Origin of the sequence: Corallococcus sp. 4LFB, from assembly GCF_046520365.1 — a bacterium.
In the GTDB taxonomy this organism is placed as follows: Bacteria; Myxococcota; Myxococcia; order Myxococcales; family Myxococcaceae; genus Corallococcus; species Corallococcus caeni.
Window position 1 is genome coordinate 1 of the sequence record NZ_JBKGHJ010000132.1, and the last position, 17,824, is coordinate 17,824.

At 71.5% G+C, this 17,824-nt stretch carries 14 protein-coding genes and 1 pseudogene; 9 read left to right on the forward strand and 6 right to left on the reverse strand.

The window, feature by feature from the left end:
- On the forward strand, positions 1-548 hold a 548-nt coding region (locus ACLEQD_RS16415), incomplete at its 5' end, for a tetratricopeptide repeat protein (RefSeq protein WP_410385089.1).
- A 390-nt stretch (positions 549-938) separates the two neighbouring features.
- Positions 939-2,126, forward strand: coding sequence for a hypothetical protein (locus ACLEQD_RS16420; protein WP_410385091.1), 1,188 nt, complete (start codon positions 939-941; stop codon positions 2,124-2,126).
- A 146-nt stretch (positions 2,127-2,272) separates the two neighbouring features.
- Here ACLEQD_RS16420 and ACLEQD_RS16425 read toward each other — a convergent pair whose 3' ends face one another.
- Both ACLEQD_RS16425 and purU read right to left on the reverse strand, forming a co-directional pair.
- Positions 2,273-3,628 (reverse strand): FadR/GntR family transcriptional regulator, encoded by a 1,356-nt coding sequence (locus tag ACLEQD_RS16425; protein WP_410385110.1) that lies wholly within the window; start codon positions 3,626-3,628, stop codon positions 2,273-2,275.
- Between the two features lie 305 nt (positions 3,629-3,933).
- The gene (gene purU / locus ACLEQD_RS16430; protein WP_410385112.1) at positions 3,934-4,695 is read right to left on the reverse strand and encodes a formyltetrahydrofolate deformylase; all 762 of its coding nucleotides are present in this window, start codon (positions 4,693-4,695) and stop codon (positions 3,934-3,936) included.
- A 394-nt stretch (positions 4,696-5,089) separates the two neighbouring features.
- Here purU and ACLEQD_RS16435 point away from each other — a divergent pair.
- The 4 genes and pseudogenes from ACLEQD_RS16435 to ACLEQD_RS16450 all read left to right on the forward strand — a co-directional run bounded on the left by ACLEQD_RS16435 (position 5,090) and on the right by ACLEQD_RS16450 (position 9,282).
- A pseudogene (locus tag ACLEQD_RS16435) lies at positions 5,090-5,917 on the forward strand (TIGR02587 family membrane protein).
- Entirely contained in the window at positions 5,914-6,300 is a 387-nt protein-coding gene (locus tag ACLEQD_RS16440; RefSeq protein WP_410385093.1) for a hypothetical protein, read from the forward strand. Before ACLEQD_RS16435 ends, ACLEQD_RS16440 begins: the two are co-directional and overlap by 4 nt.
- A 385-nt stretch (positions 6,301-6,685) precedes the next feature.
- Positions 6,686-8,971 carry a collagen binding domain-containing protein gene (locus tag ACLEQD_RS16445; protein WP_410385094.1) on the forward strand — a complete coding sequence of 762 codons (2,286 nt, stop codon included), beginning with the start codon at positions 6,686-6,688 and terminating at the stop codon, positions 8,969-8,971.
- Between the two features lie 8 nt (positions 8,972-8,979).
- Complete coding sequence (locus ACLEQD_RS16450; protein WP_410385096.1) at positions 8,980-9,282, forward strand: hypothetical protein; 303 nt, start codon at positions 8,980-8,982, stop codon at positions 9,280-9,282.
- 79 nt (positions 9,283-9,361) lie between these two features.
- Here ACLEQD_RS16450 and ACLEQD_RS16455 read toward each other — a convergent pair whose 3' ends face one another.
- The 4 genes from ACLEQD_RS16455 to ACLEQD_RS16470 form a co-directional block, all read right to left on the reverse strand.
- Positions 9,362-10,534: a lytic polysaccharide monooxygenase gene (locus tag ACLEQD_RS16455; RefSeq protein WP_410385098.1), complete on the reverse strand. Its 1,173-nt coding sequence runs from the start codon at positions 10,532-10,534 to the stop codon at positions 9,362-9,364.
- Between the two features lie 62 nt (positions 10,535-10,596).
- Positions 10,597-12,021, reverse strand: coding sequence for a DUF1552 domain-containing protein (locus tag ACLEQD_RS16460; RefSeq protein WP_410385100.1), 1,425 nt, complete (start codon positions 12,019-12,021; stop codon positions 10,597-10,599).
- A 40-nt stretch (positions 12,022-12,061) separates the two neighbouring features.
- A complete protein-coding gene (locus tag ACLEQD_RS16465; protein WP_410385102.1) occupies positions 12,062-13,516 on the reverse strand; it encodes a DUF1592 domain-containing protein in 1,455 nt (484 codons plus the stop codon).
- Between the two features lie 360 nt (positions 13,517-13,876).
- Positions 13,877-16,201 (reverse strand): ATP-dependent helicase, encoded by a 2,325-nt coding sequence (locus ACLEQD_RS16470; RefSeq protein WP_410385104.1) that lies wholly within the window; start codon positions 16,199-16,201, stop codon positions 13,877-13,879.
- 142 nt (positions 16,202-16,343) lie between these two features.
- Here ACLEQD_RS16470 and ACLEQD_RS16475 point away from each other — a divergent pair, with 142 nt between their 5' ends.
- The 3 genes from ACLEQD_RS16475 to ACLEQD_RS16485 form a co-directional block, all read left to right on the forward strand.
- Positions 16,344-16,829 carry a PaaI family thioesterase gene (locus ACLEQD_RS16475; RefSeq protein ID WP_410385105.1) on the forward strand — a complete coding sequence of 162 codons (486 nt, stop codon included), beginning with the start codon at positions 16,344-16,346 and terminating at the stop codon, positions 16,827-16,829.
- Between the two features lie 128 nt (positions 16,830-16,957).
- Complete coding sequence (locus tag ACLEQD_RS16480) at positions 16,958-17,596, forward strand: RNA polymerase sigma factor (RefSeq protein ID WP_410385106.1); 639 nt, start codon at positions 16,958-16,960, stop codon at positions 17,594-17,596.
- Positions 17,593-17,824, forward strand: a 232-nt coding sequence (locus ACLEQD_RS16485; protein WP_410385108.1) for a zf-HC2 domain-containing protein, incomplete at its 3' end; no start/stop codon positions are given. The genes ACLEQD_RS16480 and ACLEQD_RS16485, both read left to right, overlap by 4 nt.

Here is a 17,824-nt window from a genome sequence, read left to right on the forward strand (position 1 = left end):
GCCCCGCGCGGCCGCACCCGGAGGTGCTGACGCCGGCCGTGCCGGAGCCGACGCGGGTGGCCACGCTGGAGCCGGTGCCGCTGCCCGACAGGCCGCCCCCGCCCGAGCCCTTCACCATCGAGCATCCCCGGCCCCTGCGTCCGAGCATCACGGTGAAGGAGTCGTCGAAGCCGGAGGACCTGCTGCGGCAGGCCAACGCGCTCCGTTCGGCGGGGAAGTGGAAGGAAGCGGAAGGGCTGTACCTGCGCGTCATCCGCACGGAGCCGTCATCGCTGGCCGCGTACGTCGCGCGCGTGGCGTCGGGCTCGCTGCGGCTGGAGCACCTGGGGGACGCACGCGGCGCCCTGCGCCAGTTCCAGGACGCGGTGCGACTGCAACCCGGCGGCATGTTGGATCCGGAGGCCCGCCACGGAGTCGCTGAAGCCCATCGCGCCCTGGGCGACACGGCGGCGGAGGCCCGGTCGCTGGGTGAGTTCCTCACGCTGCATCCGGACTCGCCGCTGAGCGCGGCGTCTCGTGCGCGGCTCCGGGAGCTGTCTCCGCCATGAGGCGCGGCCCACCGTGGAGCAGCCGCACGCCGAGGCACGGGCTGGCTCCCAGGCCTTCGGACATGAAGTCCGGGCCCATGGATGCGCAGGGGGAACCCCGTTGGGACTGCCCGTCAGCGCCGCACCGCACGAACTTGTCCGACAGTTGGACAGGTTTGAAGACCCGCATCACCTGCCGTGGCCGGGGGCATCCACGCCCACCGAGCAGCGAAAGCCTGTCCGACAGTCGGACAGGTTGGGGGCACGTCGGGCCGGAGGTGGACCGCACCGATGACCGGGGCTTGGGGCCTCCGGAGCTCGTCATGCCCGCGCGCGGTGCGCACTCCGTCGGCGATGTGGCGATTGCTCTTCAGGAGCCTCCCACGCATGGCGCGGCAAGGTGACAGCCCCATGAGACTTCGCATCACACGGTTCATGCCGTGGGCAGCGGTGCTGGGCGCCGCGTGCACGGTGAATGACCCGGTGGCCACACTGCACTCGCCCGACGCGGGCACCGACGTTCCGGATGCGTGGGCGGAGCACTGCGCGGACAGCGGGCCTCCGCTCCTGCTGGGCAATCCCGCATCAGGGCCCCTGCGGTGCAGCGGCCAACTGGCGGAGACACTGTTCCGCCGCGCCGCGTGTTCCTGCGAAGGCCTGTCCCTCAGCGCTCCTTTCACCGTGGATGCATTCCGGAGTTCACTGGGGCCCTACGCTCCCGGTGGCACGGGCGGCGACGTGGGCGTGAATGGAGGCCTGTCCGCGAATGACCGCGTCACGGTGGGCGGCTCGCTCCAGGTGGGTGGCGTCCAGATCAGCAGCCCGCTCACGGTGGGCGGCAGCCTGGAAAGCAACGGTTCCCTCTCCGGTCCTGGCACGTCCGCCACCGTGGCCGGCGACGCGAGCGTGAACGGGGACGTGGCGCTCGCCGGACTCACCGTGGGCGGCGTACTCACCGTTCCTCCGGAGTTCTCCCCAGGGCCCGCCCAGGCATCGGAGCTGCGCCGTGAGGCCGTGCCCGCGGTCACGCCCTGCGACTGCGCCGAGGGCTCCCGCTTCGACCCGGCCGCGCTCATCGCCCACCACACCGTGGACAACGACAACGCGGCCATCGGCCTGGACCCGGCGACGCTGGAAGACGTCACTGGCGAGCGCGTGCTGGAGCTCCCCTGTGGCCGCTTCCTGCTGACACGCATCGCGGGGGCTGGCCACGCCACCCTGCGCATCCGGGGCCGCACCGCGCTGTTCATCCCCGGAGGTGTGGACCTGGTCGAAGCGCTCACGGTGGACGTGCAGCCTCCGGGCGAGCTGGACCTCTTCCTCGCGGGAGGCTTCGTCGTGTCCGGCCAGCTCACGCTTGGCTCCGCCGCCCTGCCCTCGCGGGTGCGCGTCTACGTCGCGGGCACGCAGGCCTTGGACATCTCCGCGGGCAGTACGCTCGCCGGCAACCTCTATGCGCCCCAGGCCCAGCTCAACCTGAGCGGCAACGCGGAGGTCTTCGGCTCGCTGTTCGTGCGCCACCTGGAGGCCTCTGGCGCGGTGCGGATACACCACGACGCGGACGTGCTCGACGCAGGCGCCGCGTGTCCCACCCATTGAGCAGGAAGCCAGGGAATTCCGTTGGCACCTCCGGCGCGGAAGCACGCTTCGTGCGGATGCATGCGAGGTCAATCGACGCAGTCGCTCTTCCTCGGTGGAGGGCATGCGGCAGCGTCATGCGAGCGGACGCGACGTGCCGTCGCGACTCAAGAAGCCGGGAGCCTCAGAAAACGGGCAAGGAAGCCCCAGAGGCGCCCAGCCCACTGGCGCAGAGCGCCCTGGGTGCCATGAAGCGATCCGCCTGCCTTGAGCGCCGCCACGTGGGCCTGCCCTCCAGAATCAGCGGGTGCAGCCTCAAGCTGGGGGCCAACGTCCAGGGACGAAGCGTCCCAACCTGTCCGACAGTCGGACACGTTGCCCAAGGCTGCGCCCGTTACGTCCCCGCCGTCGCACTCCCTACCGGGCGGGAAGGAGACGCGCCTCACGGCGGCTGGCGACCGCAGCGCCCCGCCGTCGGGCTCGTCGGAGAGGGCCTGCACATGGGGACAGGGAGCAACCCCGAGCGCCTGAATGCCCTCGGCGGCAGACGCGGAGGCATTGAGGCCATGCCTCCCAACGCACGGGCGTGCTTCAAACGCGTCGTCCCGGCCAGTGGCTGCATCAGGGGCGCCGATCCCACGGGCCTCGGCGCACGGGCATGCCTCCAGCGCGTCGTCCTGCTCGATGACTGCCACGGGGGCGCCGAGCCCACGGGCCTCGGCGCACGGGTGTGCCTCCAGCGCGTCCTGGCCGGCAGCTGACGTGGGAGCGCAGAGAAGGTCCTGAGCGAAGTGGGCCTCAGCGGCTGCAGGCTCCTGGGAAGCGGGAGCGAATTGGTCGAGTACGTGCTCATCGCACGCCTTCAGCAGTGCCGGCAGCTGGTGCTGAATCGCCCGCGCGTCGCGATCGGGCAGGGCGTGCATCGCGCACACGGCCCACTGGCGCAGCGACTCGCCCCCCATGAAGGACAGCAGCCGGGCCGCGTTGCCCCGCATGGCCCGTTGCAGCGACTGGATGAGGAGCAGGTGCCCGGGACGGGCCGCCGCATGGGCCGCCAGCCGCAACAACTCAAACTCCAACTGCGCGCACCAGGTCCCGGGCTTCCATTTCGCCGCATCCCAGAGCCTGAAGCCGGCTTCAGCCAGACGGTTCAGGTCCGCGTCGGAGGCATTCGCGCAGCAGTCGGCCAGCAGCTCCACCAATACCTGCCGCTTGAGGCAGAAGAAGCCCTCCAAGAGCCGCCGGCATTCCTCGGAGCGCTCATCATGCAGCGCCATGCCCAGGTTCTCCAGCGTCAGCGACTCGTCCAGCGCCACCGCACGCGCCACACGCCCGGGGCGCTGCACCACCAGCCCCCTCGCCGCCAGTCGCCGCAATGCCTCGCGCACGGTGCCCCGGCTCACATTGTAAATGCGCGCCAGCACCTGCTCCGAGCCCAGCTGCCCATTCCTCGGCAGCCGCCTCAGCGATATCTCGCGCTCCAGCTGTTCCTCGACGTACGCCACGAGCCCCACCTGCACCATCACCGTCCGCCTCCTCGTCCAAGCCTCGCCCATCCAACCAGATGGGTCTGACATGGACGCGAGGGCCTACCGTCTTCATCGCCTGCCGGGACAGCTCGGCCTGGGGCTGCATGCGGCGCGAACCTGTCCGACTGTCGGACAGGTTTGGCGGAACCGGGCTCCCGGTGGGCGCCTCTGTTCAGGGTCCTCCCTGGCGCCCGCACGTGCACCCCGTCGCGGCCCGCCGCTGCGCTCCGCGAGGCGTGTCTTCGCGGCGAACCTCGGGCTGCGCGGTTTGTTCACGAACCGCCGGCGACCTGCTTCGCTCAGCGGAACACGACGGTCTTGTGACCGTTGAGCAGGATGCGGTGCTGCACGAACCACGTCACCGCTCGGCCCAGCACCACGCTCTCCACGTCGCGCCCTATCGCGGTCAGGGCCTCGGGCGACAGCGTGTGATCCACCCGCTCCACGTCCTGTTCGATGATGGGCCCCTCGTCCAGGTCGCCCGTGACGAAGTGGGCCGTCGCGCCAATCAGCTTCACGCCCCGGTCGTAGGCCTGCTGGTACGGCCGCGCACCCTTGAAGCTGGGCAGGAACGAGTGGTGGATGTTGATGAGCCGCCCGCGCAGCGCATCGCACGTCTCCGGCGAGAGGATCTGCATGTACCGGCCGAGCACCAGCAGGTCCACGCGCTGCTCGCGCACCAACTCCAGCAGGCGCTCTTCCTGCATTGACTTGTTCTCCGCCGTCACCGGCAGGTGGTGGAACGGGATGTCCTGGGACGCGGCCAGTTGGTAGAAGTCCCGGTGGTTGGACACGATGGCCAGGATCTCCACCGGCAGGATGCCGCTGCGGTAGCGATACAGCAGGTCGTTCAGGCAGTGGCCGATCTTCGAAACCATCAACAGCACCCGGGGCTTCTCCGCCGCGTCGTGCAGGTGCCAGTCCATGGAGAAGCGCTGCGCGAGCACGCCAAAGGCATCACGCAACGCCGCGGACTCGACCTTTCCCTCTTCATCCGTGAAGTGCACGCGCATGAAGAACAGCCGCGTCCGCGGATCGCCGTACTGGGCGCTGTCGAGGATGTTTCAGCCGTGCTCGGCGAGCCAGCCGGAGACGGCATGGACGATGCCGCGCTGATCCGGACGTGACAGCGTGAGGATGTATTGGGCGGGACGCTCGGTCATGGACGGCGGCGACTATAGCTTCGCCGGGTGAACGCTCGGCCCCGGGCGCGGTAGGGATTGTCCGGTGTCTGGCGGGGGCCCCTCTGCCTTCCGGGCCCTGCACGCGCTGTCCCTCGAGCCGCTCGCCGCGGCGTTGGACAGCCATGGGCTGAATCGGCGGCTGGAGTGAACAGGACCGCCCGCCCGGGTGGCATTCCGTGCGCGGGAGACTTCCCTCGCGGCGAAGCGAACCTGGACTCTGGCCTGTCATGGCCGACGCCCCCCATCCGACGCGCCCCGCCGCCAACGGCCGGTGCCGGAGTCCCTGCGTGAATATGGCCGGGGCATCGCGGGCGGGCTGCTCTTCAGCCTGCCGCTGCTCTACACGATGGAGGTGTGGTGGGCGGGCTTCACGTCCCATCCGGGCAGCGTGCTGGGTTACCTGGTGGCCACGTACGTGCTGCTGCTCGGGTACAACCGCTACGGCGGCTTCCGTCGGGACGTGGACTGGTTCGACGTCTTCACGGACTCCATGGAGGAATTGGGGCTGGGGCTGCTCGTGTCCGTGGCCGTGCTCGTGCTCATCGGCCGCATCGGCCAGGGCACGTCGCTTCAGGAGGCGGTGGGCATGGTGGTGGTGGAGGCCGGCACGGTGGCCATCGGCGTGTCGGTGGGCACCGCGCAGCTGGGCGGCCAGCACCGCGAGGAGAACGAGGAGGAGGACTAGAAGCGGCTGGAGTCCGCGGATCACGTCCCCGGGCAGCTGGTCATCTCGTTGTGTGGCGCGGTGCTGTTCGCGGCCAACGTGGCGCCCACGGAGGAGATCGTGATGATCGCCGTGGAGACACAGCCCTGGTGCCTGCTGGGGCTCGCCGTGCTGTCGCTGCTGCTGGGCGGCCTCATCCTCTTCCAGAGCGACTTCACCCGCGCGCACCGCTTCACGCGCCGCCGGCTGCGCCGGGACGTGCTGGCGGGCACGGCCGTCACATATGCCATCGCGCTGCTGTCCAGCGCGCTCGTGCTGTGGTTCTTCGGCCGGTTCAACGGCAATGGCCTGAGCGTCCGCATGGCCCAGGTGGTGGTGCTGGGCCTGGCGTCGACGCTGGGCGCTTCGGCGGGGAGACTGCTCATCCAATCATGAGGACGAACTGGAACTGGCTGGAGGGCGTCGTCTTCGTGTCGAGCTGCGTGCTCGTGGCGCTGGTGCTGGGCTACCTGGCGGTGGATGCGTGGAACACCGGCAGCGGCCCGCCGGACCTGTCCGTGCAGGTGGGCACGCCGGTGGCGGCCGCGAACGCGAAGGAGTGGCGGGTGCCCGTCACGGTGACGAACCACGGCGACACGGCGGCCGAAGAGGTCCACGTACGCGTGTCGCTGCGAGGCGGCCACGAGCCGAAGAAGGAGGCGGAGTTCGTGCTGGCGTACGTGCCGCGCCACTCCCGGCGGGAGGCCTGGGTCACCTTCCGCGAGGATCCATCCCCCGCGGGCGTGGAGGCGCACACCGTGGGCTTCGCCGCCCCCTGACGCGCGCTGCTCTCCTGACCGCGCATGCGCGCAAGGAAGCTGGGGTGGTGGGCGGCCGTGCTCGTCCTCGGACCGGGCGTGGCCGTGCTGTCCCTCCGGCTCCGGAAGGCCGTGACCCCTCCGCCAGTTCGAGCAACCCGAGCGCGAACGCGGTGAGCGCGGGAGCGCGCGACACGGCGCCACGGGCACCGCGTGCGGAAGGCTCGCTGCGCATCACGGGTGTGGTGCGCGATGCGCGCGGTCCCGTCGCGGGCGCGCGCGTGTCCGCTTCGCGTGTGGAGCCGGAGGTCACGCTGTCGGAGCGCTCCTGCCCTCCCCCTCCGGCCAGGATGACGCGCGGGCCCCGCTCCTCAAGACGGGGCGCTGCGACTTCGACTTCGAGCACGTGCAGGGCGAAGCGGCGGAAGCCCGCGACGGCGAAGCGCCGGTGTTCGCGGAGGCGACCACGGACGCGGAAGGGCGCTTCGCGCTGGACGGCCTGCCCGAGGGCAGCGTCACGCTGTGGGCCCTGGGCGACACGAGCGCGGTGTCGCAGGGCGGCGTGCCGGTGGGCTCGGACGACGTGGAGCTGACGCTGGAGCAGGGCGTCCTCTTCGAGGGGCGCGTCACGGCCCCGGACCAGAGGCCCATCCCCGATGCGCGGGTGACGCTCGTCTCCCGCTGGCACCACGCGCTTCTTCGACGCGACCACCGATGCCGAGGGCCACTTCGCCGCGGGGCCCCTGCCCCAGGCCGCTACGCCGCCTTCGTCACCGCGGACGGCTGGTCCTCGTGGTTCCGGCCGGAGCTGGGATCCCCTGCCGGCCTCGATTCCGTGGTGCTCGCGCGCACGCTCCCCGTCGCGGGCCAGGTCGTGTCCGAGGAAGGCACTCCGGTGCCGGGTGTTCAGGTCCTCCTGGAGGGGGACACCGCGACGGCCTCCGTCCAGCGCACCACGACGGATGACACGGGGCGCTTCCGGTTCACCGCGCCCGCCGTCGCCCACCAGCTCAGCACCGGATCCGGGGGCGCGTTCGCCACGCTGGACGTGACGCCCCCCATGGAGCGCGTGCAGCTGCGGCTCCAGCGGGGCGTGATGCTGGAAGGCTCGGTGCGCGACGACACGGGGCAGCCCATCCCGAACGCGCGCGTGGAGACCTACCGGGAGGACGGCGGGCCCCTCGCCGCCGAAGCGGCCACCGTGACGGACGCCGCGGGCCGCTACCGGATGGGGCCCACGCGTCCCGGGCCGCATACCTTCCGGATCCTCGTGCCGCATCACCTCGACCTGGAGGTCACGGCCCAGAAGCTCCAGCCGGGCATGGCGCGGCTGGACTTCACGCTCCGGCGCGCGAAGAGCGTGGAGGGCCGCGTCGTCGACACGTCGGGCGCTCCACACGAGGGCATCCGCCTGGAGCTCTCCGGCAGCCTGGGAGACTGGGACGACCTCCTCTCCAGCGGCGCGCAGCGCTCGGATGCCATGGGGCGCTTCGTCATGGATGTCCAGCGCGCGGGGACGGCGCGGCTGCTCGTGGAGGAGCCGTCCTTCCGGAGTCTTGCCATCAAGGTGCGCGTCCCCTCGCGGGACGTCGTGGTGGTGCTGGACCGGGGCGCCTCCGTCTCCGGCACCGTCACCAACCCACGGGGACTGCCGCTGCAGGATGCGACCGTGACGTTGTTGAAGGAAACGCAGGACGCGGAGGACACACCTGACGAGGATCCGCGTAGCGGCAAGACGGATGAGCAGGGCCGCTTCCAGTTGAAAGGGATTGCCCCGGGCTCGTACCTCCTGGAGGCCGCCATCCGGGGGGACCTGATGGAGGTCTCGGTGTCGCAGGCCATCGCGTTCCAGGCGCGCGAACACCTGGACGTGTCCCTGCGCATGGAAGCAGGCGGCGAGCGCTCCGGCATCGCGGTGGATGGCGCGGGCCAGCCGCTCGCGGACGTCGCGATCACCGCAACGCTCCCCGACGAGGAGGAGTCGCGGTGGGGCGGGGGCTCGGACGAGGACGGTCCTCCCGGCCTCCGCACGGGCCCGGACGGACGCTTCACCCTGCGCGGGCTCGTGGCGCCCCGCTACGCGCTGTGGGCCTCCCTGCCGGGCCACTCCTTCCGCCCCGAGCGCTCGCAGGGAGGCGAGCCCTCCCCGGAGACTGGCGGCCTGTGGGTGGACTCCAGCGCGGCGCCGCTCCGGCTGGTGCTGGAGCGTGACGGACGCCTCCGGGGCCGCGTCGTGGAACCAGGGGGCAAGGCCGTCACCTCCTTCCAGGTGAAGGGCGCGGGACTCCAGACTCAAGCGCAGCCCGAGGCGTGGCAGGACGGCGTGTTCGACCTTCCCTTCGACACCTCGGGGCCGGCGACGCTCACGGTGCAGTCCTCCGGCTTCACCCCGCTGCAACGCGACGTGCCCCTGACGGAGGGCGTGGACGTGGACCTGGGCCTGCTGACGCTGGATCCAGGCTGGACGCTGCGGCTGGTCCTCCACGACGCGGAGACAGGCGCCGCCCTCCCCGACGTGGGGACCCTCCAGGCGAGGTTCACGGAGCCCTCGGACCCCGACCTCGCCCGTGCGATGGCGCGGCCCCGAGCGTCGCCCCTCGAGACGGGAGCTACACACTGGCGCAGCTCCCTCCCCCGCCCTTCGTCCTGGAGCTCAAGGCCAGAGGTGCGCGCCCGCTCCAACACGAGGTGACGGCCCGCATGGACACGCTCGCCATGCCCATGGACCTGGCCGCGAAGGTGCGCCTCACCGCCCAGGACGCGGACGGCAAGCCCCTGCCCGCCCTCATCCGGCTGCGGTACGCGGAGGGTCCCGTGGGCTTCCCCTACACCGAGTTCGCCCCCCAGGGCACCCTCCTCGCCCGGGGCATCGAACCGGGCGAGTACCTCCTGGATGCCCGCCCCATCGACCCGGAGTCGGAGGAGCGCTTCACCACGCCCCGCAGGGTCCAGATTCCACCCCGGGGCGAGGTGGCCTTCTCCGTGAAGGCGGCTCCGCCCTGAGGCCTCCGGGGGGTGTTTCACGTGAGACACGGGGCCTCCGCTGGAAGGGCGGCCCGTTCCATGTCCGGCGCGAGGCGCGCTACGGCACGCGCTCCCACGCGTCCTGCCAGGCCAGGCCCGTGCCCGGCGCGTAGTACGACGCCACGCCCTTGCACCAGCCGGAGTACGGGAAGGGCTTGCAGCGATAGAGCAGCCCGTCCGTGCCCTCCACCAGCGTGCCCGCCGTGTAGCTGTCGATGCCCGCCGGGTACTTGTACTGCGCGCTCCCGCCGGTGCCGCCGTCGCCGCCGGTGGAGGGCTTCTCGATGTCCACCTGGAACGTGTAGCCCGTCTCCTTCGCGTACACGCGGTTGCCCAGCGCGTCCTGCACCGGCGTCACGGTGCCCGTCGTCTGGAGCACGCCCACCTGCACGCGGCTGGAGCCCGCGTTCACCTGCTGCGCCAGCCGGTACATCCACGTGGCCGCGGGCGTGGCCGCGTCGAGCGTCAGCGGATGGGACTCGGCGTCGCGGCCCGCGCTGTCGAAGAGGCGGAACGTCACCTTGCTCGCCTTGGGCAAATCCTCGCGCGCCTGCACCTGGCCCAGCTCCTTCCACAGCACCGGCGGGGGCGGCGTGTCGCTGAACTTCACGTCCGTGCAGGCGTAGAAGGCCTCCGGGCTGTCCGCGCGCTGCCAGATGGCGTAGATGACGTGCGCGCCCGTGCGGGCCGCCGGGAAGGGGCAGTCGAGCCGGTAGCGGTTGTTCACCGCGGTCACGTTGGTGACGTTGCAGAAGGGCGACGCCTCCAGGTCCGACCACTTCAGGGGCAGCGCCGGGTTGTAGCCCTCCTTCGTCACGAAGAGCTGGAAGTAGCCCGTGGCGTGCACCGCGGTGGCGTGGAAGACGAACTCGAAGCGGCCGTTGCCGTCCGGGCTGAGCAGCGTGGACGGCCAGTCCGTGCGCGCCAGGTCCAGACCCTTGTGGCTCTCATTGGCCGCGCTGCACAGCTTGCCGTCGGGGATGAGCTCCCGGTGGCGCCCGTTGGCGGCGCCCTGCCGGACGCCGTTCCAGTCATACAGCGCCTGCGTCCCACCGGCCTGCACCGCGGCCTTGCACGCGGCGGACTTCGGACTCTCCGGCCCTTCCTTGAAACATCCGTAGACGCGGCTCAGGGGAACTTCCATGGAGCCGTGCGCCGCCGCCGGACCGGCGGACAGCAGGGAGACGAAAGCGAGCGATGCGGTGAAGGCCCTGCGGATTGCTGGGAACATCCCTTCCTCCTCTGTTCGAAAACAAAGGAGGAAAGGCGGAGGCAAATCGGGTCAACGGCCGCTCAGGCCAGCAGCTCCGTCAGCAGGCCCTTGGGCAGCGCCGGGTCGCCGAAGTCATCCAGCGGGCCCCCGGCCGCGTTCTTCAGGCCCACCGCGGCGCCAATCGTGTTGAGCATCCTGTTGAGGTTGGGGTTGCTGTTGCCGCTGGCCACGGTCACCGCCACGCCCTGCTTGAGGTAGCCGTTGCAGCTGCCCGCCAGGATGAAGGGCACGTTGCGCGCCGAGTGCGCCGGCCCGTTGCCCAGGTCGTTGAACCAGACGGACACGCCCTGGTCGACCAGCTTCTTGCCGTCCGGCATCGAGTAGGCCGCCAGCCGGTCCAGCAGGTAGTTGAAGGTCTGCGCGAACTGCGCGTCCACGCGCGAGTGCAGCAGGTCCGACCCGGCGATGACGCTGCCCTGCGCGTCGTGCGACAGCCGGCGGTGGGAGATGTAGTGGAAGTTCTCCATCAGCTGCCCCGTCGTGGGGTCGCGGTAGCGCGTGGAGCCGTCGTTGCCGTCCCCCACCTGGATGGCCACCGAGCGCGTGGTGCCGCACGCCACCGCCAGCACCGCGATGTCCATGTGCAGCCGCACCGAGGCCAGCACCTTGTCGCCGTCCGTGCTGTTGTAGCCGGGCGCCTCATTCTGGAGCCGCAGCTCCTCGTCCGCGCGGGCGCGGCAGCTCAGGGCCACCTCCAGGTCGCGCACGTTGGACAGGTGCAGGTCCAGGCGCTGCCGGTCCGTGCTGCTCAGCTCCGGCCGCGACTGGAGCGCCTTGAGCTGGCCCGACACCAGGTCGTTGAGGCTCTTCTGGCGCACCAGCAGCTGCTCGCGCGCCTCCGGCGTGAGGCCTCCGGGGCCGCCCACCATGGTCTGGTAGGCCACCCACGGGTCATGCAGCGCGGCCCGGCGCGAGGCGCTGCCCCGGTGGGAGATGCAGGGGCCGCCCAGCCACCCGCCGGCCCTGCCCGCGTAGAGGAAGAGCGAGTCGCGCTTCTGCGGGTTCAGCTCGCGGCCGATGCGGTGGTCCAGCGACTCGCCGGAGGCCTCCGAGTTACCGCCCGCGCCTCCACGGCGGGCCCGCGCGGTGAGGCACTGGAGCGCGCCCCGGGCGTGGCCGTCCCCGTAGTTGTAGTCCTTCATGTTGACGTTGCGCACCACCAGCAGGCGCGCGCGGTGGTCCGCCAGCTCCAGCAGCGACTTGCCCGCGAGCGTGGTGGTGGTGAGGTTGCCCAGCGGCTCCGGCCAGAAGCGCTCCGGCTCGGTGCCCAGCTCGGAGGTGGTCTGCGCGGCGGCCACGCCATCCGCCTGACGAAGGAAGATGGCGTAGGGCAGCGCGCCGGGTTCCGCCGCCTGGGCCTTCCGGGGCAGCAGCCCCTCCAGCACCGGCAGGCCCAGCACGACGCCACCCAGGCCCTGCAACACGCGTCGACGGCTCAGTTTCACGGCAGCTCCTCCGGGTGGCGATTCACGAAGCCCACGCCCGTCACGACCTCCACGACCAGGTCCACGATGGACAGCTGTCCGCCTGCGACAGCTTGCCCAGCCGCTGCACCAGCGCGTCGTCCTCCGCCGCCGCGGGGCGTCCGCTGAGGAACTCCACCCAGTGGCGCGCGTAGCACGCGTGCACCGCCTGCGCGTTCGCGAGCGCGTCCGCCAGGTCCAGCGCGTCCTTCACCGGCACCTTCTGCCCGCCGATGCCCGGCGACGACGAGGCGTCCACCGGGTGCCCGTTGTCCGTCGTGCGGTAGCCGCCCACGGCGTCGAAGTTCTCGAAGGGGAAGCCCAGCGGGTTGATGAGCGTCGCGTGGCAGGACGCGCACACGGTGCCAGGGCCTTCCGTGTGCGACGCCACCACCTCGCGGTTGGTGCGGCCGTTGGGCGCGGGCAGCGCGGGGATGTTGGCCGGCGGCGCGCCAATCTTCTGGCAGAGCAGGTGCTCCGACAGGAACACGCCCCGGTGGATGGGGTCCGGGTCCACCGACGTCGCGTGCGACGCGAGGAAGCCCACCTGCGTGAGCACGCCCCGCCGCTGCGTGCCGTCCAGCGTCACCGGCACGAAGGCGGAGGTGAACGTCCCGGTGAGGCCGTAGATGCGCGCCAGCTCGTCGTTGACGAAGGTGTCGCGCGACGTGAGCAGGTCCGCGAAGCGGCCCTTGCGCCCGAAGACGACGTCCTCCACGAAGAGGGCGTTCTCCTTCGCCGCGGACTCCGCCAGCTTCGCGGTGACGTTGGGGAAGCGCGTGGGGTTGGGGAGGATGCGCCCGTAGCGGGGCACGTCGAAGACGACCTGGTGGTAGGCGTCCACCACGCCGCGCGCCCGGGGGTCCGCCATCATCCGGCGCGCCTCGGCGGCCACGCCCTCGCGCTTCGCCAGCAGGCCTTCCTGAGCGGCGGCGAACAGCGCGTCGTCCGGCATGGAGTTCCAGAGCGCGTAGCTCAGCCGGGAGGCCACCTCGAACGCGTCCAGCGGCACCTTCCCGTCCGCCGCCTGCGTGCTGCGCTCCACGCGGTAGAGGAACAGGGGCGACTGGAGGAAGCCCTCCAGCACCATCCGCAGGCCGCCCTGGAACGCCGCCATCGCCGGGTACGCCTGCGGGCCCTTGCGGTACAGCGCCAGGTACGCCTCCACCTCGTCCGCACTCAGCGGGCGGCGCAGGGCGCGCAGGCCGAAGGACTCCACGAACGCCTTCGCGCGCGCCTCGTCCGTGGTGCTGCCGGGAGGAAGCAGCTTGCCCAGCTTCGTCGCGTCCGTGGCCACCTGCCCGGCCAGGTCCGCCGCCGCGCGCTGGTACGCGCCCCACAGCGCCTCATCCACCGACAGCGCGCGGGCGTCGTTGTCGAAGAGGAAGCCGCTCTGGGACGGTCCGCGCGGAACGTCTGCGCCAGCGCCGTGGGCGCCGCGTCCAGCTTGAGCAGGTCCTTCACGCTGCTCACCCACTGCGCATGCGTCAGCCGCGCGACGCGCACCGAGCGCGCCGGCTGCTCCACCGCCGGAGGGGGATTGTTCGTGCCGTCCGGGTTGCCGCCACCAGAGCCAGGATTGCGCGGATTCGCCGCGTCAGAAATCTGGCCTTCGCAGGCAGTCAGGAAACTCAGGGAGGCCGCGACCAACGCGGAACTCATCCAGTGTCGACGTCGCGCCATGGGGGGAAGCGCCTCCGTTCGTTGGAGGCCATCCCACTGGGGAGCCGTCAGGAAGTCAATCCGTACACCGGCCGGCCGGGCTCCCTGTCACATGGATACTGGAAACGGCTGTCGACACCGGATCCATCGGCCGGCCCGGCCCTCAGCCTGGCCCTCAGCCCGGGATGAGGAAGCGCGCGATGACGCGCTTGAGGCCCACGTTCCCGCCGAACTCCACGGTGACCTTGGCGTTGGGGCCGGACCCTTCCGCGGCGACGATTCGGCCGGAGCCGAACTGTTCATGCCGCACGCGCATGCCGCGCACGTCGCCGCCCACGCCGTCCATGTCCGACGACGCCTGTGAATAGCTGCGGTCCACGCGCGGCCCCGTCTCGTCGTCGTCCCAGTTGCGGCGGCGCTGGGGCATGGCGGCGGCGCGCGGCGGGGGCGGCAGGTCGTTCTCCTTGAAGCCGAAGAGTGCTTGCGGCACGTCCGCGAGGAAGCGGCTGGGCGGGTTGTACTTGAGCTCGCCGAAGAGGGAGCGGCACTGCGCCAGGCTCACGAAGAGCCGCTTGCGCGCGCGGGTGAAGCCCACGTAGCAGAGGCGGCGCTCCTCGGCCATCTCCTCGCCGCCGTCCGGGTCGTCGCTCTTGAGCGCGCGCGAGTGCGGGAAGACGCCCTCCTCCAGGCCGGTGAGGAACACCGCGTCGAACTCCAGGCCCTTGGCCGCGTGCAGCGTCATCAGCGCCACGCGCCCCTCGCTCACCTCCGCGTCCGCTTCCCCCACCAGGCTGATCTGCTCCAGGAAGGCCTGCAGCGGCGGCACGTCCGCGGTGAGCGGCGCGGAGTCCACGCCCTCCGGCGCCTCCTCCTCGCGCGCCTCCACCGCCTGGGCGGCGGCCACCATGTCGGACGCGCGCTTCAGGTCGAACTCCTGCGCCGCGCCCAGCAGCTCCTTCAGGTTCTCCGCGCGGGTGAGCGCCTCGTCGCTGCCCTCGGCGACGAGCGTCTCCACGAGCCTGGACTCCTTCAGCATCTGGTCCACCGCGCCCGCCGCGTCCTTCGCCGTCAGCGAAAAGGCGTGCAGCGACTGGAGCAGCTGGTGGAAGCCGCCCAGCCGCTTCTGCGCGGTGGCGTTGAGGGAGGGGATGCGGTGGCGCTCGCCCAGGGCCTCGTAGAGGCTCAGGCCCTGCTCGTTCGCGAAGTCCGTCAGCCGCTCCTCGGTGGTGTCACCGATGCCGCGCGCCGGCACGTTGAGCACGCGCAGCAGGTCCGCGTCCGAGCGCGGGTTCACCATCAGCCGCAGGTACGCGGACGCGTCACGCACCTCCGCGCGGTCGTAGAAGCTGCGCCCGCTCACCAGCTGGTACGGCACGCGCGCCAGCCGCAGCGCCTCTTCCAGCACGCGGCTCTGCGCGTTGGTCCGGTAGAACACCGCCATGCTGGAGAACTTGATGAAGCCCTCGCGCTGGAGGGCCAGGATGCGCCGGGCCACCTCCTGCGCCTCCGCGCGCTCGTCGCGGTGCAGGAGCAGCTCCAGGTTCTCCCCCTTGGGCCGCTCGCTCCAGAGCTTCTTCGCCATGCGGCGCGGATTCTTGGAGATGACCTCGTGCGCGGCGGTGAGGATGTTCTGGTCGGAGCGGTAGTTCTGCTCCAGCTTCACCACCGTCGCGCCCGGGTACTGCAAGGGGAACTGGAGGATGTTGTCCACGTCCGCGCCGCGCCAGCGGTAGATGGACTGGTCGTCGTCGCCCACCACCACCAGGTTCGCGGACGGCGGCGGCGCGAGCTGGCGCAGGAGCGCGTACTGCACGGGGTTGGTGTCCTGGAACTCGTCCACCAGCACGTGCGTGAAGCGCGTGCGGTAGCGCTCCAGCACGTCCGGCCGGTCGCGGAAGAGCTTCACGAGCAAGAGCAGCAGGTCCCCGAAGTCCACCGCGTTCGCCGCGCGCAAGAGCTTCTGGTAGCCCGCGTACACGCGCTTGACGATCTGCCCGCGCACGTCCTCCTGCTCCACGCGCATGTCCTCCGGCAGCCGCGCGGCGTTCTTCTCCTGGTCGATGCGGTGGAGGATTTCGCGCGGCTGCATCACCGGCTCCACGCCCGCGTCGCGCATGGCGCGCTTCACCAGGCTGAGCTGGTCGCTGTCGTCGTAGATGACGAAGGACCGGGTGAGGCCCACGGCCTCCGCCTCGCGGCGCAGAATCATGGCCGCCGCCGAGTGGAACGTGCTCACCACCAGGTCGTTGGCCTGCGCGCCCAAGAGCTGGGTGAGGCGCTCGCGCATCTCGCGCGCGGCCTTGTTGGTGAAGGTGACGGCCAGGATGCGCCAGGGGAAGACGCGGCGCACCTTCACCAGGTGGGCCACCCGGCGGGTGATGACGCGCGTCTTGCCGCTGCCGGCGCCCGACAGCACGAGCAGGGGGCCGTCGCCGTGGAGCACGGCGTCCGCCTGGGGCGGGTTCAAGTCTTCGAGGAGGGCGGTTTCGTGCGCGTTCACGGGGGTTTCCACCGGGGGGAAGAACCCCGCCTTCTAACGTCTTTCGCACGCCGGTGCCGGGTCTTCCGCCAACCCTGGCGCACGCCGGGCCGTCCGCCCCCGGGACAGGCAGGAGCGTGGGCTATAAGGAGGGCCCACCGCCATGTCCGACACCCCGTCCGTCGCCCCATCCTCTCCGTCCCAGGCCCAGCTCGACCGCTTCGCGGAGCTCTTCAACCAGAGCCTCACGCTGCGCCACTTCGGCGCCCGGATGTCCTTCCCGGAAGGGCGCAAGGTGGTGGTGGTGGAGCTTCCGGAGGTGCAGCCGCAGCACCGGGGCGGCCTGGGGGCCTCCGCCGTCAACGGCGGCGTGCTCTCCGCCCTCTTCGACTTCGCCATCGGCTGCACCCCGGCGCTCAGGGACCCCACCCGCCGCTGCGCCACCGTCCAGCTGTCCATGAGCTTCGAGCGCCCCGCCACCGGCAACCACCTCCGGGTGGAGGCCGTCATCGACAACGGCGGCCCGTCCACCGTCTTCGCCTCCGCGAAGCTGATGGACGCCGAGGGCCGGGTGTGTGCCCGCTGCCAGGGCGTCGTGCGCGTCTCCTCCCATCCGTGGGCCTCCGGCGAGAGCCCCGCCACCAACTGACATTCCCCCACCCCGGGCCACCCTTGCCCCTTTCCGTCGATATGCCCGGCCCGGAGGCGCGTTTCCCCGGGAGCCCGGGGCAGCAACGGTCCCCGGGAGACGAGCGCGGCTCGCAACGGGAAGACGGCATGGATGCAGCCGTACAGGGCTTGGGGATGACGACCCTCCAGTCACGGCAGGGCACAGACAGGGTCGCGCGGCCGGCGGCGCCGGACGAGGAGGCCTGTCCCGGCGCGCGCTGGCGGGAGAGCGGGCCGCGTGGGACGCGCTCATCGCGCGGCACCAGCGCCGGGTGGTGGTGTCGCTGCTCGCGCGGGGCATCCGGGTGGACCGGGCGCGGGAGCTGGCGCAGGAGACGTGGGCGCGGCTCAGTCCAGCAGCAGCAGCGGGGCCTGCTCACGGAGCTGAGCCTGCCCTACCTCGCGCTCACCCAGGCGGCGTTCCTGGCGTCGGATGACGCCCGGCGCACGCGGCGCGAGTCGGTGGACGGCACGGTGGAGGACCTGCCGGAGCGCCAGCAGCCGGTGGACCCCGCGCAGTCCGCGGAGAAGCGCCTGTTGTCGGAGGAGCAGCTGGCCCGGGCGCGCGACGCGCTGGAGCAGGTGTCCCCGGGCGCGCGCAACGTCTTCCTCCTGGCCTGTGACGGCCAGGGGCTTCCCCATGCCGAGGTCGCCTCCCGCGTCGGGCTGTCCGTCCAGCGCGTGCGACAGATTTTGTGCGAGGTCCGCAAGAAGCTGCGCACCGCGCTCGAAGAGGAAAAACCATGACCAGGCCCACGCCCCACCTCACCCGCGACCGCACGGAGCAGTACCTGCTGGGCGCGCTGCCGCCCGAAGCCGGGGCGGAGCTGGAGGCCCACACGCTCACGTGCGAGCCGTGCGCGCGGCTGCTCCAGGAGGAGGCCCTGCTGGAGGAGCAGCTGTACGAGGTCGCCGCCGCCACGCCCCGCGACGCCGTCGTGGTGCGCCCCGCGCGCTGGCACCGTCCGGCCGCCG